A 24,832-nucleotide genomic window follows, 5' to 3' on the forward strand; every position below is an offset into this window, starting at 1 on the left:
TGTTGTGACTGTGACGGCGTGACGGACCGGAACGTGCGCGACGGGGTGTTGCGGATGGGTCTCGAAGCGGGCACGACACAGGCCCGCCGAGACCGGTGGGTGATCCTCCGGTGACCTAGGAGACGACGTCCTTGCGGGCGAAACCGCGGAAGGCCAGCGCGAACAGCACCAGCGCGTACGTTATGGACAGGACAGTGCCCTGGATCATGCCGGACCACTCCGGGCGGGGCTGGATGGCGTCGGCCCAGGCGAACTGCCAGTGCGCGGGCAGGAAGTCGCGCCAGTCGCCGAGGGCGGTCACCGCGTCCAGGACGTTGCCGACGATGGTCAGGCCGACCGCGCCGCCGACCGCGCCGAGCGGGGCGTCGGTCTTGGTCGACAGCCAGAAGGCCAGCCCGGCGGTGACCAGTTGGGACACGAAGAGGTACCCGACGACCACCACGAGCCGTTGCGCGGCCGTGCCCGCGGCCAGCTCGCCGCCGGTGGGGATCTCCAGCGGGCCCCAGCCGTAGGCGGCGGTGCCGACGGCGAGGGCGACGACCGGCAGCAGGATCATCGCGGCGAGGCTCATCCCCAGCCCGACGGCCAGCTTGGACCACAGCAGCCGGGCGCGGGGCACGGGGGCGGCGAGCAGATAGCGCAGGGAGGACCAGCCGGCCTCGCTCGCGACCGTGTCCCCGCAGAACAGGGCGACCGGGATGACGAGCAGGAAGCCCGCCGAGACGAACAGGTTCACCGCGGCGAAGTTGGCGCCGGACGCGGTCGCCGTGTCCATCAGGGTGACGCGGCCGTCGGCGCCGTCCGGCTCGCCGCCGATGGCGAAGGCGACGACCAGCACGAACGGCAGCGCGGCGAGGATCGCGCCCATGACCAGGGTGCGGCGGCGCCCGAGCTGGCGGACCAGCTCGACGCGCAGGGGCAGGGTGCGGCCCGGCCGGTAGCCGGAGGCGGCCTCGGTGAGCGTGCTCATGCGGTACCTCCGATCAGGGTGAGGAAGGCGTCCTCCAGGCGGCGGTGAGGGCCGACCGAGGTCACCGGCACATCCAGCCGGACGAGTTCGGCGATCAGGCGCTGCGGGGTGCCGGCCGTGCCTTCGGTGTCCAGCCGGACCAGCAGGCCCTCGTCCGCGCGGGCCGCCGAGGCGACACCGGGCAGCGCGGCCACCTTCTCCACCACCGCCTCCTCCAGGGGTGCGGCGGTGCCGACCAGCAGGGTGTCGCCGTTGCCGGTGATCTCCCCGACGGGGCCGGCCTGCACCAGGCGGCCGCGGTCCATCACCACCAGGTGGGTGCAGGACTGTTCGACCTCGGCCAGGAGATGGCTGGAGACGATCACGGTGCGGCCGCCGGCCGCGTACCGGATCATCACCTCGCGCATCTCGCGGATCTGGGGCGGGTCCAGGCCGTTCGTCGGCTCGTCCAGGATCAGCAGGTCGGGCAGGCCCAGCATGGCCTGGGCGATGGCGAGGCGCTGGCGCATGCCCTGGGAGTAGGTGCGCACCGCGCGGGCCAGCGCGTCGCCGAGCCCGGCGATCTCCAGGGCCTCCTCCAGACGGGCGTCCTCGGGCGGGCGGCCGGTGGCCCGCCAGTACAGCTCCAGGTTCTCCCGGCCGGACAGGTGCGGCAGGAAGCCCGCGCCCTCGACGAAGGCGCCGACCCGGGACAGCACGGGCGCGCCGGGGCGGACCGCCTGGCCAAACACGCGGATCTCGCCGGCGTCGGGCCGGATCAGGCCCATCAGCATGCGCAGGGTGGTGGTCTTGCCCGCGCCGTTCGGCCCGAGCAGGCCGAGCACTTGCCCCTTCTCCACCCGGAAGGACAGGTCGCGGACGCTGTAGCGGTCGCCCTTGGCGTACTTCTTGCTCAGATCGGTGATCTGCAGCGGCACCTCGGCCAGCTCCGGGTCGGGCGCGGGCGCGGCGGTACGGCGGCGGGCGCCGAGCAGCAGGGCCAGGGCGGTCACCGCGCCGGCGAGGGGAAGCCACCAGACCCATGCGGGCAGCGGGGCGGCGGCGGTCTCCACGCGCGGGGCCGTCGGCACGGACAGGGCGCTCTCCAGGGACACCGTGTACGTCGCCGGGGCCGCCGGGGAGGCGTAGCCGAGGTCGGTGGAGGCCAGGACCAGGCGCAGGCGGTGGCCCTTGTCGACCTCGTGGTCGATGGCGGGGAGGGTGAGGGTGACGTCCTTGCCGGTCGTGGCCGTGGTCTTCCCGGTGCCCGCACTGCCGTTGCTGCTCGTGGGCTTCCCGGCGCCCGCGCCGACCTTGCCGGTCGTGGGCCTCCCGGCGCCCGCGCCGACCTGGCCGCTCGTGGCCTTCCTCGCGTCCGCCCCGACCTCGCCGGTCGTGGTCCTCCCGGCACCGACGCCGCCCTTTACGCCCTCCACCCGGACCGGTGCCACCAGCTGGGACGGCAGCACCTGTTGCCTGCCGTCCGGCCCGACGTCGTAGACCTTGGCGAACAGGACCGCGTCCTGGCTCGTCGAGGCCACGTGGACCCTGACCGTGGGCGAGCCGGTGATCCGCAGGCTCTGCCGCAGTGGCGTCGAGTCGAAGCGGGCGTACTGGCCGGGGAAGTCGAGGGAGACGCCGAGGCCGAGGGAGGAGAGCTGGGCGAGGCCGCCGCCGGTGCCGAGGCCGGGCAGGGCGGAGACGGCGGGCGGGCTCGCGCCGGCCGGGTTGGCGAAGGTCTGCTCGCCGCCGCTGAGCGCGATCTCGCGCGGGGCGGAGCGCAGGCCCGGGTAGGCGTCCGCGTCGGCGCCCCGCAACTGGGCGGTGCCGTCGGTGGAGTCGACGCCTCCGGTGCGGGTGACCCGGAAGGCGGGGCCGGTGTCAGCAGCCTTGTCGTCCTTGAGGTAGCGGTCGAACCAGGCCGTGACCCGGGAACGGACCCGGTCGCCCTCCAGGTCGCCGCCGTCGTGGCCGCCGGCGATCCAGTCGACGTCGACGGGGGCGCCGTTGGCGCGGATCGCCTTCGCCGCCGCGTCGGCGTGGTCCAGCGGGAAGAGGGAGTCCGTCTGGCCCTGGACCAGGAGGGTGGGCACGTCGATGCGGTCGGCGACCGCGGACGGCGAGCGCTCCTGAAGCAGCGCGCGGGCCTCGGCGTCCGGGGTGCCGGACTCGGCGACCCGCTCGTACATCGCGCACAGCCGGGGCTCGAACGCCTGGCAGCCGCCGCCGGAGTTGACGAAAATGCCCGCCCAGAGCTTCTTGAACACGCCGTGGGGGAACAGGGCGTCGGCGAGGTTCCAGTAGGTGATCGCCGGGGCGATGGCGTCCACCCGGTCGTCGTGTCCGGCGGCGAGGAGGGCGACCGCGCCGCCGTAGGAGGCACCGGCGACGCCCACGCGCGGGTCGCCCGGCTCGTCGAGCCGGACCTGGGGCTGCCGCGCGAGCCAGTCGATCAGCTTCGAGGCGTCGGCGACCTCGCCCTCGGGGGCGTTCAGCCCGATCCGCCCGGTCGACTCGCCGAAGCCGCGCGCGGACCAGGTCAGGACCGCATATCCGTCGCGGGCCAGCTCCTCGGCCTGTTCGCGGACGTCGGCCTTGCTGCCGCCGAAGCCGTGCGCGAGCAGGACCGCGGGGCGGCGGCCGCCGGTCGCGGACGTGAAGTAGGAGGTGTCGATCCGCGCACCGCGCGCCCCGGCCAGCACCTGGTCGGTGCGGAGCACCCCGGGCTGCTCGTCGGAGGCGACCGCGGTCCATGTCCCGGCTCCGGCCAGCACGACGACGGCGGCCACGGCGGCGACCAGCCGCCGCGGTCCCCGCAGCAGGCCCCGCAGTCCGGGCACTCGAAGATCCATGCGCCCACGGTACGGGCCGCCACCGACAACCCGGAACAACCTCCGGTCGGACCCTCCGACCTCCCCCGGGCGTACGGGCCCCGCCGGGTGTACCGCAGCCGTGGTACGGGCGAAGGCCCGGGCCCCTCAGGGGCGCCGGTGAGTTCACCTGGGCAAACCCGGGCGGTCACGGGGCTGTCAGTGGGCTCCGCTACAGTCGCCGTTCACAACTGACACACAGTTATGGGGTGGGGATACATGAAGGTGCGGCACACGGCTGCCTGGATAGGCGTGACGGCCGTCGCGCTCGTGACGACCTCCGCGTGCGGCGGCGCCGCGCAGAAGGCCGCCGTCGACAACGCCGACACGATCATGGCGGCGCTGGCGCGGGCGACCGACCGGACGGAGAAGATCGGGTCGGCGCAGATGAACATGACCGCCGACATGGGCAACGGCACACCGGTCAGCATGAACGGCACGTACTCCTGGGGCGACGGGTACGCCTTCGACGTCGAGATGGACACCGCCGCCGCCCAGATGCAGGCGCTCCAGGACGCGCCGACCACGCGCATGCTGTTCGTGGACGGCGCCTACTACTACGACATCGACCCGCAGTCCTCCGGCCCGATCGCGGGCAAGGAGTGGATGAAGATCGACGCGTCGGCGGTGCTCGGCGAGAAGGGCGCCCAGGCGCTCAGCACGAGCCCCGGCGCGAGCAGCCCGGCCGCCTCCATGCGGGGCCTGAAGTTCGCCAAGGACGTCGAGGACCTCGGCCAGGAGACGATCAACGGCAAGAGCACGGTGCACTACCGCGCCGAGCTGGGCGAGAAGGAACTGGGCAAGTTCGCCGACGCCTACACCGAGGACAACCCGTTCACCAACCTGGCGGGCAACCCGTCCACCATCGTGATGGACATCTGGGTGGGTGAGGACGACCTGCCGGTCCGTATGAAGCAGGACATCGGCAACGTCAGCATGACCATGGACTTCCTGAAGTTCGGCGCCACCGCCGGGGTCGAGGCTCCGCCCGCCGCCGAGACGGGGGACCTCACGGAGCAGGTCGAGCAGATGCAGACGCAGCAGGGCTGAGCCCGGGCACCCCGCGTGCCCGGGCTCACAGGAAGTGGGCTCAGTGGTTGCGCGGGAAGCCCAGGTCCACGCCCGCCGGGGCCTCGGAGGGGTCCGGCCAGCGGGTGGTGACGACCTTGCCGCGGGTGTAGAAGTGCGTGCCGTCGTTGCCGTAGATGTGGTGGTCGCCGAAGAGGGAGTCCTTCCAGCCGCCGAAGGAGTGGTAGCCGACGGGGACCGGGATCGGGACGTTCACGCCGACCATGCCGGCCTCGATCTCCAGCTGGAAGCGGCGGGCGGCGCCGCCGTCACGGGTGAAGATCGCGGTGCCGTTGCCGAACGGGGAGGCGTTGATCAGCGCCACGCCCTCGTCGTAGGTGTCCACGCGCAGCACGCACAGCACCGGGCCGAAGATCTCGTCCTGGTAGGCCTTGGCGCTGGTGGGCACCTTGTCGAGCAGCGAGATGCCGATCCAGTGGCCGTCCTCGAAGCCGTCGACGCTGTAGCCGGTGCCGTCGAGGACGACCTCGCAGCCCTCGTCGGCGGCGCCGGTCACGTACGAGGCCACCTTGTCGCGGTGGGCGGCGGTGATCAGCGGGCCCATCTCGGAGGCCGGGTCGTTGCCGGGGCCGATCTTGATCTTCTCGGCGCGCTCGCGGATCTTCTCCACCAGCGTGTCGCCGATCGAGCCGACGGCGACGACGGCCGAAATGGCCATGCAGCGCTCGCCCGCCGAGCCGTACGCCGCCGACACCGCGGCGTCCGCGGCCGCGTCGAGGTCGGCGTCCGGCAGGACCAGCATGTGGTTCTTGGCGCCGCCGAGCGCCTGGACGCGCTTGCCGTTGGCGGAGGCGGTGGTGTGGATGTAGCGGGCGATCGGGGTCGAGCCGACGAAGGACACGGCCTTGACGTCCGGGTGCTCCAGGAGGCGGTCGACGGCCACCTTGTCGCCGTGGACGACGTTGAAGACGCCGTCGGGCAGACCGGCCTCGGACAGCAGTTCGGCGATCTTCAGCGACGCCGACGGGTCCTTCTCGGACGGCTTCAGCACGAAGGTGTTGCCGCACGCGATGGCGAGCGGGAACATCCACATCGGCACCATCGCCGGGAAGTTGAACGGCGTGATGCCCGCGACGACACCCAGCGGCTGCCGGATCGCGGCCACGTCGACACGGCTGGCGACCTGCGTCGACAGCTCGCCCTTCAGCTGCACGTTGATGCCGCACGCCAGGTCGACGATCTCCAGGCCGCGCGCCACCTCACCGAGGGCGTCGGAGTGCACCTTGCCGTGCTCGGCGGTGATCAGCTCGGCGATCTCGTCGCGGTGGGCGTCCAGCAGGGCGCGGAAGCGGAACAGGATGGTGGTGCGCTGGGCCAGCGAGGACTGGCCCCAGGTCAGGTAGGCCTCCTTCGCGGACTGCACCGCCGCGTCGACCTCCTCGACGGAGGCGAAGGCGACCTTGGTGGTGACGGCGCCGGTGGCCGGGTCGGTGACCGGGCCGAAATTCCCCGACGCGCCTTCGACGGTCTTGCCGCCGATCCAGTGGTTGACGATCTTCGTCATTCCCAGTAACTCCTTCACAGATGGCGGCGTCGGGTCGCAACGTGCCGGTCGTACTCCTCGCGGGCCTTCACCGCCGACGGGCGGGTCGCGGTCTCGGCCACAGGAACATCCCACCAGGCCTGCGCGGGCGGCGCGCCCGACACTGTGTCTGCCGTTTCGGTCTCCACGTAGACACATGTGGGAGTGTCGGCCGCCCGCGCCTCCGTCAGCGCGGACCGCAGGTCGGCGACGGTCTTCGCGCGCAGCACCCGTATGCCGAGGCTGGCGGCGTTGGCGGCCAGGTCCACCGGCAGCGGGGCCGCGCTGTAGCTGCCGTCGTCGGCGCGGAAGCGGTAGGCGGTGCCGAAGCGCTCGCCGCCCACCGCCTCCGACAGGCCGCCGATGGAGGCGTAGCCGTGGTTCTGCACCAGCAGGATCTTGATCGCGATGCCCTCCTGCACGGCCGTGACGATCTCGGTCGGCATCATCAGATACGTGCCGTCCCCGACCAGCGCCCACACCGGGCGCTCCGGCGCGGCGAGCTTCACCCCGATGGCCGCCGGGATCTCGTAGCCCATGCACGAGTAGCCGTACTCCAGGTGGTACTGGTCGACCGACCGGGCCCGCCACAGCTTGTGCAGGTCGCCGGGCAGGGACCCGGCCGCGTTGATGACGATGTCCGTCCCGTCGACCACCGCGTCCAGCGCGCCGAGCACCTGGGTCTGGGTGGGGCGTACGCCGGGGTCGTCGGCGGCGTACGCGGTGTCCACGCGCTGCTCCCAGCGCGTCTTGTCCTCTGTGTACGAGGAGACGTACGACTCGTCGACGCGATGCCCGTGCATCGACAGCCGCTCCGTCAGCTCCTCCAGGCCGGTGCGGGCGTCCGCCACGAGCGGGATGCCGGACAGCTTGTGGCCGTCGAAGGGGGCGATGTTGAGGTTGAGGAAGCGGACGCCGTCGCCGGCGAACAGCGTGCCCGAGGCGGTGGTGAAGTCCGTGTACCGCGTGCCCACCCCGATCACCAGGTCGGCGTCCCTGGCCAGCGCGTCGGCGGTGGCGGTGCCGGTGTGGCCGATGCCGCCGACGTCCTGGGGGTGGTCGTAGGGCAGGGAGCCCTTGCCGGCCTGGGTGGAGGCGACCGGGATGCCGGTGGTCTGCGCGAACTCGGCGAGGGCGTCCTCGGCGCGGCTGTGGTGGACGCCGCCGCCCGCGATCAGCAGGGGCCGGCGGGCACGCCGTACCGCCCGGACGGCCTCCGCCAGCTCGGCCGGGTCGGCGCCTGGACGTCGTACGGCCCAGGTGCGCTCGGTGAAGAACTCCTCCGGCCAGTCGTACGCCTCCGCCTGGACATCCTGGGGGAGGGCCAGGGTGACCGCGCCGGTGTCGACGGGGTCGGTGAGCACGCGCATGGCCTGGAGGGCGGCGGGGATCAGGGCCTCGGGGCGGTGGACGCGGTCGAAGTACTTCGACACCGGGCGCAGACAGTCGTTGACCGACACATCGCCCGCGTACGGCACCTCCAGCTGCTGCAGGACCGGGTCGGCGGGCCGGGTCGCGAAGATGTCGCCGGGCAGGAGCAGCACCGGGAGGTGGTTGATCGTGGCGAGGGCGGCGCCCGTGACCAGGTTGGTCGCGCCGGGGCCGATGGAGGTGGTCACCGCGTGCGTGGACAGGCGGTTCGACTGGCGGGCGTAGCCGACGGCCGCGTGCACCATGGCCTGTTCGTTGCGGCCCTGGTGGTACGGCATGACGTCGGCGTACTCCACCAGCGCCTGGCCGATCCCGGCGACGTTGCCGTGGCCGAAGATGCCCCAGGTGGCGCCGATCAGCCGGCGCCGCTCGCCGTCGCGCTCGGTGTGCTGGGCGGCGAGGAAGCGGACGAGCGCCTGAGCGACGGTGAGCCTGATGGTCATCGGTATCCCCCTGTGCTTTCTCCGTGGTCCGGGTGGAAGCAGATCCGCCACTCGCGCGTCTCGCCCGGGCCCGCCATGACGTTCAGGTAGTACATGGCGTGGCCGGGCTGGGCGATCGAGGGGCCGTGCCAGCCGTCGGGGACGAGGACGGCGTCACCGGAGCGGACCTCGGCGAGGACGTCCGCGCCGCCCTCGCGGGAGGGGGACACGCGCTGGTAGCCGTAGCCGTGCTCGCCCTCGATCTCGAAGTAGTAGATCTCCTCCAGCTCCGCCTCCTCGCCCGGCCGGTGCTCGTCGTGCTTGTGCGGCGGGTACGACGACCAGTTGCCGCCCGGTGTGATCACCTCGACGGCGATCAGCCGGTCGCAGTCGAAGGCGTCGGCGGAGGCGAAGTTGCGGACCTGGCGGGCGCAGCCGCCGCTGCCGCGCTGTTCGACGGGGACCTCCGGCGCGGGGCCGTAGCGGGCGGGGAGTCGGCGCTCGCACTTCGCTCCTGCCAGGGCGAAGCGGCCTCCCGCACCGGAGGCGATCTGGACCCGGGTGTCACGGGGCACGTACGCGAAGTCGGTGACCGACGCGAAGACGCTGTCCCGGCCCAGGAGTTGGAAGTCGGCGTCCGCCGTGTGCACGCTACAGCCGCCGTTGAGCGGAAGCACGATCCACTCGCTGTCCCCGGTGGAGAACGTGTGGTCGCCGCCCGCCTCCAGCTCGACGACCCGCAGGCCGCTGTAGGTCCAGCCGGCCCGCTCGGGGCCGATGTCGACGGCGTACGGCCCCTCGGCGCTCGCGCCCCGGGGGATGTGCAGCTCCGTGCTCGTACGGGTCATGCGGCTCACGCGGCCCCTCACAGCAGTCCGACGGCGGTGTCCACGGCGGCGGCCACGTCGCCGTCCGCCGGGTACAGCAGCGAGCGGCCCACCACCAGGCCGCGCACGGTGGGCAGGTGCAGCGCACCCCGCCACTTCTCGTACGCACGGTCCTGGTCATCGCCCACGTCCCCGCCGAGCAGCACGGCCGGCAGGGTCGTGGTCTCCATGACGCGGGCCATGTCGTCGGGCTCGTCGGTGACGGGCACCTTCAGCCAGGTGTAGGCCGAACTGCCGCCCAGGCCCGAGGCGATGGCGAGGGACCGGGTGACGGCGTCGGCGGACAGATCGTTGCGCAGCCGTCCGTCCGGGTCGCGTCCGCAGAGGAAAGGCTCGACGAACACGGGGAGCCGGCGCGCGGCCATGTCGTCGATCGCGCGGGCGGTGGACTCCAGGGTGGCCAGCGAGCCCGGGTCGTCGTAGTCGATGCGCAGCAGCAGCTTCCCGGCGTCGAAGCCGAGGCGCTGGATGTCCTCGGGGCGGTGGCCGGTGAAGCGGTCGTCCAGCTCGAAGCGGGCGCCCTGCAGTCCGCCGCGGTTCATCGAGCCCATGACGACCTTGTGGTCGAGTGCTCCGAGCAGCAGCAGGTCGTCGAGGATGTCGGCGGTGGCCAGCACCCCGTCGACGCCGGGCCGGGACAGCGCCAGGACCAGCCGTGCCAGCAGATCGGCGCGGTTGGCCATCGCGAGCCGGTGCTCCCCCACCCCGAGCGCGCCCCGCGCGGGGTGATCGGCGGCCACGATCATCAGCCGGCCGCTGTCCCCGATCAGCGGCCTGCGCAGCCGCCGCGCGGCCGCCTCGGCGACGGCCTCGGGGTGCCGGGTGCGCAGCCGTACGAGTTCGGCGACGTCGACCTCGGGGAGCGCGAGCGCCCGGTGGGTGTGCGACCCGCCCACCCGGCCGCCCCTCACAGCACCGCTCCCGCGCTCAGGGCCGCCTCGATCTCGGCCGGCGTCGGCATCGCCGAGGAGCACTCCAGGCGGGAGGCGACGATCGCGCCGGCGGCGTTGGCGTGCCGCACGGTCGTCTCCAGGTCCCAGCCCTCGATGAGCCCGTGGCACAGGGAGCCGCCGAAGGCGTCCCCGGCGCCGAGGCCGTTGAGGACGGTCACGGGCAGGGGCGGCACCTCGGCCGAGTCGCCGTCGGCGCCGACCGCGAGGACGCCCTTGGGACCCTGCTTGACGACCGCGAGCCGGACGCCCGCGGCCAGCAACGCCAGTGCGGCGGCGTGGGGTTCGCGCTCGCCGGTGGCGACCTCCACCTCGTCGAGGTTGCCGACGGCGACCGTGGCGTGCCGCAGGGCCTCGGCGTAGAAGGGGCGGGCGGTGTCGGGGTCCTGCCAGAACATGGGCCGCCAGTCGAGGTCGAAGACCGTCGTGCCGGCCTTCGCGCGATGGGCGAGCGCCGCGAGGGTCGCCGTACGGCTGGGCTCCTCGCTCAGGCCGGTGCCGGTGACCCAGAAGACGCGGGCCTGGCGCACGGCGTCCAGGTCCAGGTCGTGGGCGTCGATCTCCAGGTCGGGGGCCTTGGGCTGCCGGTAGAAGTACAGCGGGAAGTCGTCGGGCGGGAAGATCTCGCAGAAGGTGAGGGGTGTCTTCAGCGCGGGCACCGGCGTCACCCACCGGTCGTCGACGCCGAACTCCCGTAGCGCCCGGTGGAGATAGGCCCCGAAGGGGTCGTCCCCGGTCCGGCTGATCAGCGCCGTACGGCGGCCGAGGCGGGCCGCGGCGACGGCGACGTTGGCCGCGGAGCCGCCGAGGAACTTGCCGAAGGCCGTCACCTCGGCCAGCGGGACCCCCGCCTGGAGCGGGTAGAGGTCCACGCCCAGCCGCCCCATGGTGATCAGGTCGTACGCCATCGCGTTCCCTTCGTGCCGTCGGATCGGCTGACTCCGGTGTCTGTTCCGGTTTCTAGCCCTGCCCCCGCGACCCTGTCAATATTTTGTCCGGACATTCGGACCAGTGCTTGACACCCTTTCCGGGGCCCCGCACGCTGGCGCCCATGACGTCGCTGTCGCCTCAGTCCTCACTGTCCCGCATCCGCATCGGTTCGGCGCCCGACTCCTGGGGCGTGTGGTTCCCCGACGACCCCCGCCAGGTGCCCTGGCAGCGCTTCCTCGACGAGGTCGCCGCGTCCGGCTACGAGTGGATCGAGCTGGGCCCGTACGGGTATCTGCCGACCGACCCGGCCGTGCTCGCCGAGGAGACGGCGAAACGCGGCCTGAAGGTGTCGGCGGGCACGGTCTTCACCGGCCTGCACCACGGCACGGACGTCTGGGACCGGACCTGGGCGCATGTCGCCGACAACGCCGCCCTGGCCCAGGCGATGGGCGCCCGGCACCTCGTCGTCATCCCCTCCTTCTGGCGGGACGACAAGACCGGCGAGGTGCTGGAACCGAGCACGCTCACCCCCGGGCAATGGCGCGACCTCACCTCCCTGACCGAGCGCCTCGGCCGCGAGGTGCGCGAGCGCTACGGGCTCACCATCGTCGTCCACCCGCACGCCGACACCCACATCGACACCGAGGAGAACGTGGCCCGCTTCCTCGACGGCACCGACTCCTCCCTGGTGTCCCTGTGCCTGGACACCGGCCACTACGCCTACTGCGGCGGCGACAGCGTGAAGCTGATCGAGACCTATGGCGAGCGCATCGGCTATCTGCACCTCAAGCAGGTGGACCCGGAGATCCTCGCGGACGTACAGGCGAAGGGAACCCCCTTCGGACCGGCCGTGGCGCAGGGCGTCATGTGCGAGCCGCCGGCCGGGGTGCCCGCGCTGGGACCCGTACTGGAGGCGGCGCAGAAGCTGGACGTGGACCTCTTCGCGATCGTCGAGCAGGACATGTACCCCTGCGAGCCGGACCGGCCGCTGCCGATCGCCCGCAGGACGCGGGCGTATCTGCGGTCCTGTGGAGCCTGAGGGACGTACGCCTGCCGACCCCGTGTACGCCATGTATCACTTCTGTCACCAACACCACCCCCTTGTCACAGATGTCCCGCGCACGCGCCCCCTCCGTCACACCCCGCCCACGGCCGCTTCCTCTCCGTCACGCCGCGTCGTTCACCGGGCACAGGCCTGGTGATCGCCAGCACTGCGCCCGGCTCCCCCGACGGCCACCCCCGGCCGCGCCGCGGCGCGACGCAGGGAGGTGCGACTCATGACCGACCGACGGCTGTGGTCCTACAAGGAGATCGCGGCGCACATCAAGGTGCAGCCCGACACCGTGCGCTCCTACCGCAAGCACGGGCTGCTGCCACCACCCGACCATGTGGAGGGCGGCAGGCCCTACTGGTACGCCGACACCGTCCGCGCGTGGGTCGCCTCCCGGCCCGGGAACCGGGGGCGCCGGGCCGACTGACCCCCTGGAAATCCAGCTGTGCCCCACTCGTCGGGTGGGGCACAGTGCCGTCCATGGACTTCTCGACCAAGCCGGTGCTGACCGGCGAACGGGCCGTGCTCAGGCCCTTCACCGCGGCCGACGCCGATGTGATGTGGGAGATCATCGGCGACCCCGAGGTGCTCCGCTTCACCTACGAGCCCGGCAGCGACCTCGACCTGGACAAGGTGCGCTCCTGGTACGCCACACGCTCCGAGCAGGCCGACCGGCTCGACCTGGCCGTCACCGACCGGGAGACCGGCGAGGTCGTCGGCGAGGTGGTGCTCTACGAGTGGGACCCGCACGCGCGCAGCTGCACCTTCCGCACCCTGCTGGGCCCGCGCGGCCGGGGGCGCGGGCTCGGCACCGAGGCGATGCGACTGATCGTCGGCCACGGCTTCGAGCAGCTGGGCATGCACCGCATCGAGCTGGCGGCCTACGGCCACAACCACCGGGCCCTGCACGTCTACGAGAAGGTCGGCTTCACCGTCGAGGGCATCCGCCGGGAGGCGGCCCTGCGGGACGGCGAGTGGGCCGACGAGGTCATCATGGCCATGCTGGACCGGGAGTGGGCCGCCCTCAGCGCCACGGCTCGATGACCGTCACCCCCGCCCCGGGCGCCGTACCCAGCTCCGCGAGCGCCTTCGGTACGGCGTCCAGGGCGATGCTCGACGTGACCAGCAGGTCGGGCCGCAGCATGCCCGCGCGGACGGCCTCCAGCATCGCCGGGTAGGTGTGCGCGGCCATGCCGTGGCTGCCGAGGAGCTCCAGCTCCAGGGCGATGGCGCGGGCCAGCGGCACGGGTGTGGTGCCGTCGGCCGAGGGCAGCAGGCCGACCTGGACGTGGCGGCCCCGGCGGCGCAGGCCGTTGACGGAGGCGGCGCAGGTGGCGGGCGAGCCCAGGGCGTCCAGCGACAGATGGGCGCCGCCGCCGGTGAGGTCCAGGACGGCGGCGGCCGTGTCGGGGACCTGGGAGGCGTCCAGGACGTGCGCCGCCCCGAAGGTCCGCGCCAGCTCCAGCGCCCGCGGCGAGACGTCGACGGCGACGACCCGTGCGCCGGAGGCCGCCGCGATCATCACCGCGGACAGCCCGACCCCGCCGCACCCGTGCACGGCCACCCACTCCCCCGCGGCGAGGCGCCCCTGCTGCACGACCGCGCGGAACGCGGTCGCGAACCGGCAGCCGAGCGAGGCGGCGGTGGCGTACGACAGGTCGTCGGGTATCGCGACCAGGTTGACGTCGGCGTGGTCCAGGGAGACGTACTGCGCGAAGGAGCCCCAGTGGGTGAAGCCGGGCTGCGTCTGGCGCTCGCACACCTGGTGGTCGCCGGCCGCGCAGGACGCACAGGTGCCGCAGCCGCACACGAAGGGCACGGTGACGCGGTCGCCGGGCCGCCAGCGGGTCACCCGGTCGCCGACGGCCTCGACGGTGCCGGCGAGTTCATGACCGGGCACGTGCGGCAGTGTGATGTCCGGGTCGTGGCCCATCCAGCCGTGCCAGTCGCTGCGGCACAGCCCCGTCGCCTCCACCCGCACCACGACACCGTGCCCGGCCGGACGCGGGTCCGGCACCTCCCGCACCTCGGCCGTCTCGCCGTACCGCTCGAACACCACTGCGCGCATGTGCGACCCCTCTCTCCGCCCGGAACGTTAACGCGACGCGGGCGTGTCCCTGCTTGGTGAAGTACCCCCCAGGGGTATACAGTGAGGAGTGCGGGACCCACCGTGGACCCCACCAGCCACCCGCGCCTCGACGAGGAGTAACGACATGACCGCCCAGACCGACACCGTCACCGCCGTCTACAAGGTCAGCGGCATGAGCTGCGGCCACTGCGAGGGCGCGATCTCCGCCGAGATCTCCCAGCTGCCCGGCGTCACCTCGGTGAAGGCCGTCGCCGCCAGCGGCGAGGTCACGGTCGTCTCCACCGCCCCGCTGGACGAGGAGGCCGTCCGCGCCGCCGTGGACGAGGCCGGCTACGAGCTGACCGGCCGCGTCTGAGCCCCACCCGCCTCCCCACGGGCCGTACCGGCCGCCGATACTGGCCTGGTACGGCCCGGTCCGTTTTCTGGAGTACGCGATGACCAGCACCCCCGAGGCACCCCCGGCCCCCACGGCCGAGGTCGAGCTGCTCATCGGAGGGATGACCTGCGCCTCCTGCGCGGCCCGCATCGAGAAGAAGCTCAACCGCATTCAGGGCGTGACCGCGACGGTCAACTACGCCACCGAGAAGGCGCGGGTCAGCTACCCGGCCGGTGTCGGGGTCGCCGACCTGATCGCGACCGTGAAGCGGACGGGTTACACGGCCGAGGAGCCGACGCCTGTCGAGACTCTTCAGGAAGAGGCCCCGCAGGACGATCCCGAGCTGGTGTCCCTGCGAGGGCGCCTGCTCGTCTCCGCCCTGCTCGCCGCGCCCGTCGTGCTGCTCGCCATGGTCCCGGCCCTGCAGTTCGACAACTGGCAGTGGCTCTCCCTCACCCTCGCCGCGCCCGTCGTCGTCTGGGGCGGCCTGCCCTTCCACCGGGCCGCCTTCACCAACGTCCGGCACGGCGCGTCCACCATGGACACCCTCGTCTCCCTGGGCACGCTGGCCGCCTTCGGCTGGTCGCTGTGGGCGCTGTTCCTCGGCGACGCAGGGATGCCCGGCATGCGGCACGGCTTCGACCTCACCGTCTCGCGCACCGACGCCTCCTCCACGCTCTATCTGGAGGTCGCCGCCGGAGTCACGGCCTTCCTGCTGCTCGGGCGCTATCTGGAGGCCCGCGCCAAGCGCCACGCCGGAGCCGCCCTGCGGGCGCTGATGGAGCTGGGCGCCAAGGACGTGGCCGTGCTGCGGGACGGGCGCGAGGTGCGGGTGCCCGTCGACGCGCTGGGGGTCGGCGACCTGTTCGTCGTGCGCCCCGGGGAGAAGATCGCCACCGACGGCGTGGTCGCCGAGGGCGCCTCGGCCGTGGACGCCTCCCTGCTCACCGGCGAGTCCGTGCCGGTCGACGTGGCGCCCGGGGACCCGGTGACCGGCGCGACCGTCAACGCCGGCGGCCGTCTCGTCGTACGCGCCACCCGGGTCGGCGCCGACACCCGGCTCGCGCGGATGGCGAAGCTCGTGGAGGAGGCGCAGAGCGGCAAGGCCGAGGTGCAGCGGCTCGCCGACCGGGTCGCGGCGGTGTTCGTGCCGGTCGTCATCGCGCTGGCGCTGGGCACGCTCGGCTTCTGGCTGGGCTCGGGGGCCGGGCCGACCCCGGCCTTCACGGCCGCCGTGGCCGTACTGATCATCGCCTGCCCCTGCGCGCTGGGCCTCGCCACGCCGACCGCGCTGCTCGTCGGCACCGGCCGGGGCGCGCAGCTCGGCATCCTCATCAAGGGCCCCGAGGTCCTGGAGTCGACGCGGCGGGTCGACACCGTCGTACTCGACAAGACCGGGACGGTGACGACCGGCCGGATGACGCTGCACGAGGTGTACGCGGCCGAGGGCACCGACGAGAAGCAGTTGCTGCGGCTCGCGGGCGCACTGGAGCACGCCTCCGAGCACCCGGTCGCCCGGGCGGTCGCCGCGGGCGCGGAGGAGCGCGTCGGGCCGCTGCCGGAGGTCGAGCACTTCGAGAACGTCCCCGGGCGGGGCGCACGCGGGCGCGTGGCGGGCCATGAGGTGGCGGTGGGGCGCCTCTTCGGGCCGCTGGGTGAGGAGCTGTCCCGGGCGCGCGCCGAGGCCGAGAGCGGCGGGCGTACGGCCGTGGTGGTCGGCTGGGACGGGGAGGCGCGCGGAGTTCTCGCCGTCGCCGACGCGGTGAAGGACACCAGCGCCGAGGCGGTGCGTGAGCTGCGCGCGCTGGGACTCACTCCGGTGCTGCTCACCGGGGACAACCGGGCGGTCGCCGAGGCCGTGGCCCACGAGGTGGGCATCGAGCGGGTGGTCGCCGAGGTGCTGCCCGAGGACAAGGTGGACGCCGTACGGCGGTTGCAGGCCGAGGGGCATGTGGTCGCCATGGTCGGCGACGGCGTCAACGACGCGGCGGCGCTGGCCGCGGCGGACCTGGGGCTCGCGATGGGCACGGGCACCGACGCGGCGATCGAGGCCGGCGATCTGACGCTGGTCCGCGGGGATCTGCGCGTGGCCGCGGACGCGATCCGGCTGTCGCGCAGGACGCTGGCCACGATCAAGGGCAACCTGGTGTGGGCGTTCGGCTACAACGTGGCCGCACTGCCGCTGGCCGCGGCCGGGCTGCTCAACCCGATGATCGCGGGCGCCGCGATGGCCTTCTCCTCCGTCTTCGTCGTCACCAACAGCCTGCGGCTGCGGACGTTCCGTACGGCGGACGCGGCTCATGGACGTACCGGACGGTAAGGACGGGGGCCCTCTGGAGTCCCGGGCGGGCCTCACATAAGCTCTTCACAAGTCTCGCGCATCTTCCTTACGCTGGGGCATCGTTCGCCGAACATGCCTCTTGCTCATCTAAGGGGACATTTGCAAGAGACGCAGATCACAGTGATGTGAACGTAACCATCGAAGGGGTTCGAAGGTCTAAGTTGGCGATGTCGGAAGGCGTCTTGGGGGGCGCTCACCGACGTCTGAGGTTGTCTTGGGGGACTGCCTCAGAGTTTGCGTTGCCGGGGCACGCACGCGGGAAGCTTTGAGCGGCCCTCCCAGCGTGCGTTGTCCCGGCAGACCGCAGCCCCTTTTTGGAGCGGCGCGGGCAGTTCCCTGCCCCTGCCGCTCGACAGCGATTCAGGCGCTGTGTCCTCACAAGCGCCCGGCCGGATCCCGTGGGGGGAATCCGCACCGGGACATGGGAAGGCGCCCTGGTCGTCGGCCCGTGGGGGGACCGACGCACCGGGGCGCCTTCTTCTTGTTCGCCTACGCGTTTGTTCGCCTACGACGAGGCCCCGCACCCATCGGAACGGGGCGGGGCCTGATCAGGTGCGGGTCCTCGGAAGTGACACCCTCAGCGGCGGGGCGCCAGGAAAGCGACGCCCCTCACCGGAGGGGTCAGCGCTCCTCGACCGGGACGAAGTCGCGCTCGACGACACCCGTGTAGATCTGGCGCGGGCGGCCGATGCGGGAGCCCGGCTCCTTGATCATCTCGTGCCACTGGGCGATCCAGCCCGGGAGGCGGCCGAGGGCGAACAGGACCGTGAACATCTCGGTCGGGAAGCCCATGGCCCGGTAGATGAGGCCGGTGTAGAAGTCGACGTTCGGGTAGAGGTTGCGCGAGACGAAGTAGTCGTCGGCGAGCGCGTGCTCCTCCAGCTTCAGGGCGATGTCCAGCAGCTCGTCGGACTTGCCGAGGGCGGAGAGGACATCGTGCGCGGCGGCCTTGATGATCTTCGCGCGCGGGTCGAAGTTCTTGTAGACCCGGTGGCCGAAGCCCATCAGCCGGACGCCGTCCTCCTTGTTCTTCACCTTGCGGATGAAGGAGTCGACGTCGCCGCCGGAGGCCTGGATGCCCTCCAGCATCTCCAGGACGGACTGGTTGGCGCCGCCGTGCAGCGGGCCCCAGAGCGCGGAGATACCGGCGGAGATCGACGCGAACATGTTCGCCTGCGACGAGCCGACCAGACGGACCGTCGACGTCGAACAGTTCTGCTCGTGGTCCGCGTGCAGGATCAGCAGCTTGTCGAGCGCGGCGACGACGACCGGGTCGAGCTCGAACTCCTGCGCCGGCACCGAGAAGGTCATGCGCAGGAAGTTCTCGACGTAGCCGAGGTCGTTGCGCGGGTAGACGAACGGGTGGCCCACCGACTTCTTGTAGGCGTACGCCGCGATCGTCGGAAGCTTGGCGAGAAGGCGGATCGTGGAGAGGTTCCGCTGCTTCTCGTCGAACGGGTTGTGGCTGTCCTGGTAGAAGGTGGACAGCGCCGAGACCACCGAGGACAGCATCGCCATCGGGTGGGCGTCACGCGGGAAGCCGCGGTAGAAGTTCTTGACGTCCTCGTGCAGCAGGGTGTGCTGCGTGATCTCGCTCTTGAACGCGGTGAGCTGGTCGACGGTCGGCAGCTCGCCGTTGATCAGCAGGTACGCCACCTCCAGGAAGGTGGAGCGCTCGGCGAGCTGCTCGATCGGGTAGCCGCGGTAGCGAAGAATCCCCGCCTCGCCGTCGAGATAGGTGATGGCGGATTTATAGGCGGCGGTGTTGCCGTACCCGCTGTCCAGGGTCACGAGACCGGTCTGGGCGCGCAGCTTCCCGATGTCGAAGCCCTTGTCCCCGACGGTGCTGTCGATCACCGGGTAGGTGTACTCGCTGCCGTCGTACCGCAGTACTACAGAGTTGTCGCTCACGTCTTCCCTCACCGACGTAGTGCCTCATCTTCGAGGTGCCCTGACTGTCTCTACCATCCCCCATTTGGCTCAGGAGAGTGCACTCGGGGTCGACCATTGGGCTTATCGGCGGCACTCAGTGCCGCCAACTTGCCCATCCTGCCCCCTCCACCGGGCCACGGGAAGTGCTCTGTGACCTTTGCGACTCGTTTGATCGATCATTTTTCGTCGCAAGGAGTATGAAGCGCGCTCAACCGCCGGTTCAGCCGCCTGTGAGGCGGAAGTCCAGCGCCGTGCAGCGCCGGCCCGCCGAAACCGAACGCACCGCCTGGCCGATGGCTCTGCGCGAACCGACGAGGACGACCAGCCGTTTCGCCCGGGTGACCGCCGTGTACAGCAGGTTCCGCTGGAGCATCATCCACGCACCGGTCGTGACCGGGATCACCACCGCTGGATATTCACTTCCCTGCGAGCGGTGAATGGTCACCGCGTAGGCGTGCGCCAGCTCGTCCAGCTCGTCGAATTCGTACGGCACCTCCTCGTCCTCGTCCGTCAGCACCGTGAGCCGCTGGTCGACCGGGTCGAGCGAGGTGACCACGCCCACGGTGCCGTTGAAGACACCGTTCCTCCCCTTGTCGTAATTGTTGCGGACCTGGGTGACCTTGTCCCCCACGCGGAAGACGCGCCCGCCGAACCGCTTCTCGGGCACGTCCGGCCGCCCCGGCGTGATGGCCTGCTGCAACAGGCCGTTGAGCGTGCCCGCGCCCGCCGGTCCCCGGTGCATCGGCGCCAGCACCTGCACGTCCCGGCGCGGGTCGAGCCCGAACTTGGCCGGGATCCGCCGCGCCGCGACATCGACGGTGAGCCGACCGGCCTCCTCGGTGTCGTCCTCCACGAAGAGGAAGAAGTCCTTCATGCCGTCGGTGAGCGGATGCTGCCCGGCGTTGATCCGGTGCGCGTTGGTGACCACGCCGGACTGCTGCGCCTGCCGGAACACCCGTGTGAGCCGCACGGCGGGGACCGGGCTGCCGTCCACGAGGAGATCCCGCAGCACCTCCCCCGCCCCCACGCTGGGCAACTGGTCCACGTCCCCGACGAAGAGCAGGTGCGCCCCGGGCGGCACGGCCTTGACGAGCTTGTTGGCGAGCAGCAGGTCCAGCATGGACGCCTCGTCGACGACGACCAGGTCGGCGTCGAGGGGCCGGTCCTTGTCGTACGCCGCGTCCCCGCCGGGCTTGAGTTCCAGCAGCCGGTGCACGGTGGAGGCCTCGGCCCCGGTCAGCTCCGCCAGCCGCTTGGCGGCACGCCCGGTGGGAGCGGCCAGCAGCACCTTCGCCTGCTTGGCGCGGGCCAGCTCCACGATCGACCGGACGGTGAAGGACTTGCCACACCCCGGCCCACCGGTGAGGACGGCGACCTTCTCGGTCAACGCCAGCTTGACGGCGGCCTCCTGCTCGGGAGCCAGCTCGGCCCCGGTGCGGGCCTTCAGCCAGCCGAGGGCCTTGCCCCAGTCGACCTCGCGGAAGCCGGGCATCCGGTCCTGCTCGGTGCGCAGGAGCTGGAGGAGCCGGCCGGACAGGGACAGTTCGGCCCGATGGAAGGGGACGAGGTAGATCGCGGTGACGGGCTCGTCGGACGACGGATCGGGCCCGGGCACCTTCTCCCGTACGACGCCGGGTTCGCCGCTCTCCTCGTCCGGCTCGGCCAGCTCGGCGAGGCACTCGATGACGAGGCCCGTGTCGACCTGGAGCAGCTTCACGGCGTCCGCGATGAGCCGCTCCTCGGGAAGGAAGCAGTGCCCTTGGTCGGTGGACTGCGACAGCGCGTACTGCAACCCCGCCTTGACCCGCTCGGGGCTGTCGTGCGGGATGCCGACGGACTGGGCGATCTTGTCGGCGGTGAGGAAGCCGATGCCCCAGACGTCGGCGGCGAGTCGGTAGGGCTGGTTCTTGACGACCGAGATGGAGGCGTCCCCGTACTTCTTGTAGATGCGGACGGCGATGGAGGTGGAGACGCCGACGGTCTGGAGGAAGACCATCACCTCCTTGATCGCCTTCTGCTCCTCCCAGGCGTCCGCGATCTTCTTCGTCCGCTTGGGGCCGAGCCCGGGAACCTCGATGAGCCGCTTGGGCTCCTCCTCGATGATCCGCAGCGTGTCCAGCCCGAAGTGCTGCGTGATCCGGTCCGCGAACACCGGCCCGATGCCCTTGACCAGCCCCGATCCCAGATACCGCCGGATGCCCTGCACGGTGGCCGGCAGCAGGGTGGTGTAGTTCTCGACGGTGAACTGCTTGCCGTACTGAGGGTGCGACCCCCAGCGCCCCTCCATCCGGAGAGACTCCCCCACCTGGGCACCGAGCAGCGCCCCCACGACCGTCAGCAGATCACCGGCGCCTCTGCCGGTGTCCACCCGGGCGACCGTGTAGCCGTTCTCCTCGTTGGCGTACGTGATCCTCTCCAGCACGCCTTCGAGCACGGCCATGCGGCGCTCGTCGGTGGGGTTCGCCGTGTGGTGGGGCATGGGGTCGACGGTAGCGGTGCGGTGTGACAGTCAGGGGGCGGGTGTGGATTTGAGCGCCTCGGCGAAAGCCCAGAACAAAAGGGGCTGTCCCGCGTTTGACGCGGGCGTGGCATGGGGCTGGACTGGAGGAACAGGCACAGCCGCCGGAGGCCATTCCCAAGGAGCGCGGCGATGACTACTACGGACACCTTCGAACTTCTGCAGCCGTACAGAGTCGCCGACGAGACGTTCGTCATCCCGTGGGCCCTGGAGGCTCCGCCGGTCGGCCACTTCCCGATGAACTCGATGGTGATCCGGGGAGCCGAACCGGTGCTCGTGGACACGGGGGCGCCGGCGGTTCGATCCCAGTGGCTGGAGGCCGCCTGGTCGGTGGTGGATCCACTGGACGTGCGGTGGATCTTCCTCACCCACGACGACCGTGACCACGCGGGCAACCTGCTGGCCGCCCTGGCCGAATGCCCGAACGCGACCCTGCTGACGACCTGGTTCTCGATCGGGCGGATGGCGGAGGAGTGGGAGACACCGGTCAACCGGTGCCGTTTCATGATCGACGGCGACACGGTGGACATCGGTGACCGCACCCTGGTGGCCAAACGGCCGCCGCTGTACGACAACCCGACGACCCGCTCCCTCTTCGACTCGAAGACGAGGGTCCTGTGGGCGGTGGACACCTTCGCGACGAACGTGCCCACTCCCCTGCCCGACGTCGCCGGCCTGTCCGACGAGGAGTTCCGCGACGGGCAGTACTTCGGCGGGCGGCTGGTCTCGCCCTGGGTGGCGTTGCTGGACGACCGGAAGTTCCGGGCGGTGGTGGACGACTTCCAGGGGCTGGGCGCCGAGGTCGTCGCCGGCTGCCACACACCTGTGCTGCACGGATCACGCGTCGCGGCGGCCTTCGATCTCCTGCGCCAACTGCCCGGGGTTCCGGCCTGGACGGAGTTCACCCAGGCCGACCTCGACCGGTGGATGGAGATGGCCGAGACCTCGGTCCCGCCCGAACAGCCACGGCCGTCGGCCACCTGACGGACCCGAACGCGAAGGGAAGTATTCCGGCCCCGCCTCCCTAGGATGTTGCCCGCTCAAGCAGTAGCCGTGCGGGACGCGTTGGGGGCGTGGGGGCGTGGCCATGCTGGTGAAGGAATACCGGACCGAGGTCGTGGCCGCTGGGGAGCGGTGGGAGCTGTGGCAGGACATCGCCGCGCGGACACATCTGCCGAATCTGCTCAGGAGTGAGCAGGACGAGGACTTCCGGGCCGTGATGCGGGTGCTCGCGCTCGGGGACGTACAGGTGGCCGATCTGTCGTTCCCGCAGTTGGAGTCGGTGCGGACGCCTCGGGCGATACGGCGGTTCGACCCCGAGGTGTACCAGATCAACTGCCAGTTCACGGGGAAGGGCGGGATCGCGCACAACGGGCGGCAGGACCTGTTCGGCCCGGGCGACCTCGTCATCGTCGACAGCAGCCTGCCGTACGAGGCCCGGCACCTTCCGCCAGGGCCCGACGTCAACGGGACCTGCGTCGTCGTGACCGTTCCGCACGCGCTGCTGCCGCTGCCGCCGCGTACGCTGCGGCAGGTCTTAGCCGTGCCCCTCCCCCTCGGGCACGGCATCGGCGGTGTGTTGTACCGCTGGCTCGCCGAAGTCGCCTCCCGGGCCCAGGAGTTCGCCCCGCCCGACGCCGTCACGCTCGGCGGCGTGACCACCGATCTGCTCACCTCCGTGCTCGGGCAGGCCCTCGACGCCGAGGACGCGATGAGTCCCGAGTCGCGGCGGCGGGCCCTGCACACCAGGGCGTTGGACTTCATCGACCGCAACCTCGGCGACCCCGCGCTGTCGCCCGCCAGTGTCGCCGCCGCGCACGGGGTGTCCGTACGGCATCTGCACCAGCTGTTCGCCGAGGAGGGGGCCACCCCGGCGGCGTGGATACGGCATCGGCGGCTGGAGCACTGCCGGCGCGACCTCGCCGATCCCGGGCTGCGGTCGCGGCCGATCGCGGCGCTGGCCGCGCGGTGGGGGTTCCGGGACCCGGCCGCGTTCAGCCGGCAGTTCCGGCGGGCGTACGGCATGTCGCCCAGGGATTACCGGCATCACACGTGAGAGCACAGGAACGTGCAGAAATCGCCAAGATCCGTGCACTCTTGGCCAATGAATTCCGCCGCCCGGCGTGGCCATGCTTTTTCTCCGCACCGCTTCGTCCCGTCGGGGAGAAGCAGGGGGAAGCCGGGGGAAGCCGGTGTGCGGTGCCCGCGGACGCAGCCGTGGTCGCCGCGCACCACCGTACGGGGTGATGGACATGCGTGTGGGGATCACCGTGGAGAGCCGGGTCGCCGGAACCGGCGTCCCTGAGCTGTGGCGCAGACTGGCGACCGAACCGGCCCTGCGCGGGCGGGTCCGCGCCGACACCTCCCTGGTCCTGCCGCCGGGCTCGCCCGAGGCGCGTCCGCAGGTGCTGCTCGCGGTGCTCGAACCCGGCGCGGTCACCGAGGCGTTCGCCGGCAGCCTGGTCGCCTGGCTCGCGGCGCGCCGCGACTGCACGGTGTCCCTGACCCGGGCCGACGGCACGCGGATCGTGCTCACCTCGGCGATCGTGCGCCGGTTCACCTTCCTGGAGCGGGCGGCCTTCGTCCGCGACCTCGGCACGGTCCTGGACGCGGCCGCCGCCCGCGAGAGCCAGGAGAGCGACGGGGGCGACCGCGTGCGCTGAGAGCTTCGCTCAGCCCGTCACGTGGGTCACGAACCTGCTCGCCGTCTCCTCCAGCACCTCCCGTCCGTCCCTCGCCCACAGGCCGTCGTTGAACAGCTCGACCTCGATCGCGCCCGTGTACCCGGCCGCCTCCACGTGGCCGAGCCATTCGCGCATGTCGATCGAGCCGTCGCCGATCTGGCCGCGCCCGGTGAGCACGCCCTCCGGCAGCGGGGTCGTCCAGTCGGCGAGCTGGAAGGTGTGGATACGGCCGGACGCCCCGGCGCGTGCGATCTGCGCGGGCGCCTGGTCGTCCCACCAGATGTGGTACGTGTCCACGGTCACGCCCACCTGGTGCGCGGGGAACCTCTCCGCCAGGTCGAGGGCCTGGGCGAGGGTGGAGACCACACAGCGGTCGGCCGCGTACATGGGGTGCAGCGGCTCGATGGCGAGGCGTACGCCACGGTCCTGCGCGTACGGCGCCAACTCGCCCAGCGCGTCGGCGATCCGCTCCCGGGCCCCGTGCAGGTCCTTCGAGCCGGCGGGCAGGCCCCCGGACACCAGGACCAGGGTGTCCGTGCCCAGCGTCGCCGCCTCGTCGACCGCCCTGCGGTTGTCGTCCAGGGCCTGTGCCCGCGCTCCCGGTTCGATCGCCGTCAGGAAGCCGCCCCTGCACAGGGTGGTGACCGTCAGGCCCGCGTCCCGGACCAGTTTCGCCGCCGCATCCAGGCCGTACTCCTGGACCGGCTCGCGCCACAGGCCCACCTGCGTGATCCCCAACTCGCCGCAGGCCGCGACCAGTTCGGGCAGGGACAGCTGCTTGACCGTCATCT

Annotated in this window: 20 protein-coding genes; 9 read left to right on the forward strand and 11 right to left on the reverse strand. The window is 71.8% G+C overall.

The window, feature by feature from the left end:
- Positions 1–115: 115 nt before the first annotated feature.
- Both ACIQ6Y_RS11620 and ACIQ6Y_RS11625 read right to left on the reverse strand, forming a co-directional pair.
- Complete coding sequence (locus ACIQ6Y_RS11620; protein ID WP_404035901.1) at positions 116–970, reverse strand: ABC transporter permease; 855 nt, start codon at positions 968–970, stop codon at positions 116–118.
- The gene (locus ACIQ6Y_RS11625; RefSeq protein WP_404035904.1) at positions 967–3,801 is read right to left on the reverse strand and encodes an alpha/beta fold hydrolase; all 2,835 of its coding nucleotides are present in this window, start codon (positions 3,799–3,801) and stop codon (positions 967–969) included. The genes ACIQ6Y_RS11620 and ACIQ6Y_RS11625 overlap by 4 nt, the downstream gene beginning before the upstream one ends.
- Positions 3,802–4,038: 237 nt before the next feature.
- On the opposite strand from ACIQ6Y_RS11625, the gene ACIQ6Y_RS11630 reads away from it, so the two are divergent.
- Positions 4,039–4,869 (forward strand): hypothetical protein, encoded by an 831-nt coding sequence (locus ACIQ6Y_RS11630; RefSeq protein WP_404035907.1) that lies wholly within the window; start codon positions 4,039–4,041, stop codon positions 4,867–4,869.
- Between the two features lie 40 nt (positions 4,870–4,909).
- Here the strand turns inward: ACIQ6Y_RS11630 and mmsA are convergent, their stop codons facing one another.
- The 5 genes from mmsA to iolC are packed head-to-tail and all read right to left on the reverse strand — an operon-like array spanning position 4,910 to position 11,028.
- Positions 4,910–6,412 (reverse strand): CoA-acylating methylmalonate-semialdehyde dehydrogenase, encoded by a 1,503-nt coding sequence (gene mmsA / locus ACIQ6Y_RS11635; protein WP_404035910.1) that lies wholly within the window; start codon positions 6,410–6,412, stop codon positions 4,910–4,912.
- A 14-nt stretch (positions 6,413–6,426) separates the two neighbouring features.
- On the reverse strand, positions 6,427–8,304 hold the full coding sequence (iolD, locus tag ACIQ6Y_RS11640) for a 3D-(3,5/4)-trihydroxycyclohexane-1,2-dione acylhydrolase (decyclizing) (RefSeq protein WP_404035913.1): 1,878 nt from the start codon (positions 8,302–8,304) through the stop codon (positions 6,427–6,429).
- Complete coding sequence (gene iolB / locus ACIQ6Y_RS11645) at positions 8,301–9,131, reverse strand: 5-deoxy-glucuronate isomerase (RefSeq protein WP_404035915.1); 831 nt, start codon at positions 9,129–9,131, stop codon at positions 8,301–8,303. The genes iolD and iolB overlap by 4 nt, the downstream gene beginning before the upstream one ends.
- Positions 9,132–9,148: 17 nt before the next feature.
- Complete coding sequence (locus ACIQ6Y_RS11650) at positions 9,149–10,066, reverse strand: deoxyribose-phosphate aldolase (RefSeq protein ID WP_404035918.1); 918 nt, start codon at positions 10,064–10,066, stop codon at positions 9,149–9,151.
- 11 nt (positions 10,067–10,077) lie between these two features.
- The gene (gene iolC, locus ACIQ6Y_RS11655; RefSeq protein WP_404035921.1) at positions 10,078–11,028 is read right to left on the reverse strand and encodes a 5-dehydro-2-deoxygluconokinase; all 951 of its coding nucleotides are present in this window, start codon (positions 11,026–11,028) and stop codon (positions 10,078–10,080) included.
- Between the two features lie 143 nt (positions 11,029–11,171).
- On the opposite strand from iolC, the gene ACIQ6Y_RS11660 reads away from it, so the two are divergent.
- From ACIQ6Y_RS11660 to ACIQ6Y_RS11670, 3 genes are all read left to right on the forward strand, one after another.
- Positions 11,172–12,089 carry a sugar phosphate isomerase/epimerase family protein gene (locus ACIQ6Y_RS11660; protein ID WP_404035924.1) on the forward strand — a complete coding sequence of 306 codons (918 nt, stop codon included), beginning with the start codon at positions 11,172–11,174 and terminating at the stop codon, positions 12,087–12,089.
- Positions 12,090–12,327: 238 nt separating this feature from the next.
- Positions 12,328–12,528 carry a helix-turn-helix transcriptional regulator gene (locus ACIQ6Y_RS11665; protein WP_404035927.1) on the forward strand — a complete coding sequence of 67 codons (201 nt, stop codon included), beginning with the start codon at positions 12,328–12,330 and terminating at the stop codon, positions 12,526–12,528.
- Between the two features lie 53 nt (positions 12,529–12,581).
- A complete protein-coding gene (locus tag ACIQ6Y_RS11670) occupies positions 12,582–13,145 on the forward strand; it encodes a GNAT family N-acetyltransferase (RefSeq protein WP_404035930.1) in 564 nt (187 codons plus the stop codon).
- On the opposite strand, the gene ACIQ6Y_RS11675 is transcribed toward ACIQ6Y_RS11670, so the two are convergent.
- A complete protein-coding gene (locus ACIQ6Y_RS11675) occupies positions 13,126–14,169 on the reverse strand; it encodes a zinc-dependent alcohol dehydrogenase family protein (RefSeq protein WP_404035933.1) in 1,044 nt (347 codons plus the stop codon). The two genes, ACIQ6Y_RS11670 and ACIQ6Y_RS11675, sit on opposite strands and share 20 nt — an antisense overlap.
- A gap of 145 nt (positions 14,170–14,314) precedes the next feature.
- On the opposite strand from ACIQ6Y_RS11675, the gene ACIQ6Y_RS11680 reads away from it, so the two are divergent.
- Complete coding sequence (locus tag ACIQ6Y_RS11680) at positions 14,315–14,545, forward strand: heavy-metal-associated domain-containing protein (protein WP_404035935.1); 231 nt, start codon at positions 14,315–14,317, stop codon at positions 14,543–14,545.
- Positions 14,546–14,624: 79 nt separating this feature from the next.
- A complete protein-coding gene (locus ACIQ6Y_RS11685) occupies positions 14,625–16,886 on the forward strand; it encodes a heavy metal translocating P-type ATPase (protein ID WP_404035938.1) in 2,262 nt (753 codons plus the stop codon).
- Between the two features lie 642 nt (positions 16,887–17,528).
- On the opposite strand, the gene ACIQ6Y_RS11690 is transcribed toward ACIQ6Y_RS11685, so the two are convergent.
- Positions 17,529–18,818, reverse strand: coding sequence for a citrate synthase (locus ACIQ6Y_RS11690; RefSeq protein ID WP_404035940.1), 1,290 nt, complete (start codon positions 18,816–18,818; stop codon positions 17,529–17,531).
- 241 nt (positions 18,819–19,059) lie between these two features.
- The gene (locus ACIQ6Y_RS11695) at positions 19,060–21,318 is read right to left on the reverse strand and encodes an ATP-dependent RecD-like DNA helicase (protein WP_404035943.1); all 2,259 of its coding nucleotides are present in this window, start codon (positions 21,316–21,318) and stop codon (positions 19,060–19,062) included.
- A 171-nt stretch (positions 21,319–21,489) separates the two neighbouring features.
- Here ACIQ6Y_RS11695 and ACIQ6Y_RS11700 point away from each other — a divergent pair, with 171 nt between their 5' ends.
- The 3 genes from ACIQ6Y_RS11700 (at position 21,490) to ACIQ6Y_RS11710 (ending at position 24,020) form a co-directional block, all read left to right on the forward strand.
- Entirely contained in the window at positions 21,490–22,341 is an 852-nt protein-coding gene (locus ACIQ6Y_RS11700) for an MBL fold metallo-hydrolase (RefSeq protein WP_404035946.1), read from the forward strand.
- Positions 22,342–22,444: 103 nt separating this feature from the next.
- Positions 22,445–23,413 (forward strand): helix-turn-helix domain-containing protein, encoded by a 969-nt coding sequence (locus tag ACIQ6Y_RS11705; protein WP_404035949.1) that lies wholly within the window; start codon positions 22,445–22,447, stop codon positions 23,411–23,413.
- Between the two features lie 196 nt (positions 23,414–23,609).
- The gene (locus ACIQ6Y_RS11710) at positions 23,610–24,020 is read left to right on the forward strand and encodes a hypothetical protein (RefSeq protein ID WP_404035951.1); all 411 of its coding nucleotides are present in this window, start codon (positions 23,610–23,612) and stop codon (positions 24,018–24,020) included.
- 9 nt (positions 24,021–24,029) lie between these two features.
- Here ACIQ6Y_RS11710 and ACIQ6Y_RS11715 read toward each other — a convergent pair whose 3' ends face one another.
- On the reverse strand, positions 24,030–24,830 hold the full coding sequence (locus tag ACIQ6Y_RS11715; protein WP_404035954.1) for a sugar phosphate isomerase/epimerase family protein: 801 nt from the start codon (positions 24,828–24,830) through the stop codon (positions 24,030–24,032).
- Positions 24,831–24,832 lie beyond the last annotated feature (2 nt).

Source organism: Streptomyces sp. NPDC096205 (genome assembly GCF_044763135.1).
Classification (GTDB): domain Bacteria; phylum Actinomycetota; class Actinomycetes; order Streptomycetales; family Streptomycetaceae; genus Streptomyces.

Bases quoted from the DNA above. Each gene is read 5' to 3' on its own strand.
- ACIQ6Y_RS11665 (WP_404035927.1), top strand. From the start codon at position 12,328: ATGACCGACCGACGGCTGTGGTCCTACAAGGAGATCGCGGCGCACATC.
- iolB (WP_404035915.1), bottom strand. From the start codon at position 9,131: ATGACCCGTACGAGCACGGAGCTGCACATCCCCCGGGGCGCGAGCGCC.
- ACIQ6Y_RS11625 (WP_404035904.1), bottom strand. From the start codon at position 3,801: ATGGATCTTCGAGTGCCCGGACTGCGGGGCCTGCTGCGGGGACCGCGG.
- mmsA (WP_404035910.1), bottom strand. From the start codon at position 6,412: ATGACGAAGATCGTCAACCACTGGATCGGCGGCAAGACCGTCGAAGGC.
- ACIQ6Y_RS11660 (WP_404035924.1), top strand. From the start codon at position 11,172: ATGACGTCGCTGTCGCCTCAGTCCTCACTGTCCCGCATCCGCATCGGT.
- ACIQ6Y_RS11680 (WP_404035935.1), top strand. From the start codon at position 14,315: ATGACCGCCCAGACCGACACCGTCACCGCCGTCTACAAGGTCAGCGGC.
- ACIQ6Y_RS11695 (WP_404035943.1), bottom strand. From the start codon at position 21,318: ATGCCCCACCACACGGCGAACCCCACCGACGAGCGCCGCATGGCCGTG.
- iolD (WP_404035913.1), bottom strand. From the start codon at position 8,304: ATGACCATCAGGCTCACCGTCGCTCAGGCGCTCGTCCGCTTCCTCGCC.
- ACIQ6Y_RS11620 (WP_404035901.1), bottom strand. From the start codon at position 970: ATGAGCACGCTCACCGAGGCCGCCTCCGGCTACCGGCCGGGCCGCACC.
- ACIQ6Y_RS11705 (WP_404035949.1), top strand. From the start codon at position 22,445: ATGCTGGTGAAGGAATACCGGACCGAGGTCGTGGCCGCTGGGGAGCGG.
- ACIQ6Y_RS11710 (WP_404035951.1), top strand. From the start codon at position 23,610: ATGCGTGTGGGGATCACCGTGGAGAGCCGGGTCGCCGGAACCGGCGTC.
- ACIQ6Y_RS11715 (WP_404035954.1), bottom strand. From the start codon at position 24,830: ATGACGGTCAAGCAGCTGTCCCTGCCCGAACTGGTCGCGGCCTGCGGC.
- ACIQ6Y_RS11675 (WP_404035933.1), bottom strand. From the start codon at position 14,169: ATGCGCGCAGTGGTGTTCGAGCGGTACGGCGAGACGGCCGAGGTGCGG.
- ACIQ6Y_RS11700 (WP_404035946.1), top strand. From the start codon at position 21,490: ATGACTACTACGGACACCTTCGAACTTCTGCAGCCGTACAGAGTCGCC.
- ACIQ6Y_RS11630 (WP_404035907.1), top strand. From the start codon at position 4,039: ATGAAGGTGCGGCACACGGCTGCCTGGATAGGCGTGACGGCCGTCGCG.
- iolC (WP_404035921.1), bottom strand. From the start codon at position 11,028: ATGGCGTACGACCTGATCACCATGGGGCGGCTGGGCGTGGACCTCTAC.
- ACIQ6Y_RS11685 (WP_404035938.1), top strand. From the start codon at position 14,625: ATGACCAGCACCCCCGAGGCACCCCCGGCCCCCACGGCCGAGGTCGAG.
- ACIQ6Y_RS11670 (WP_404035930.1), top strand. From the start codon at position 12,582: ATGGACTTCTCGACCAAGCCGGTGCTGACCGGCGAACGGGCCGTGCTC.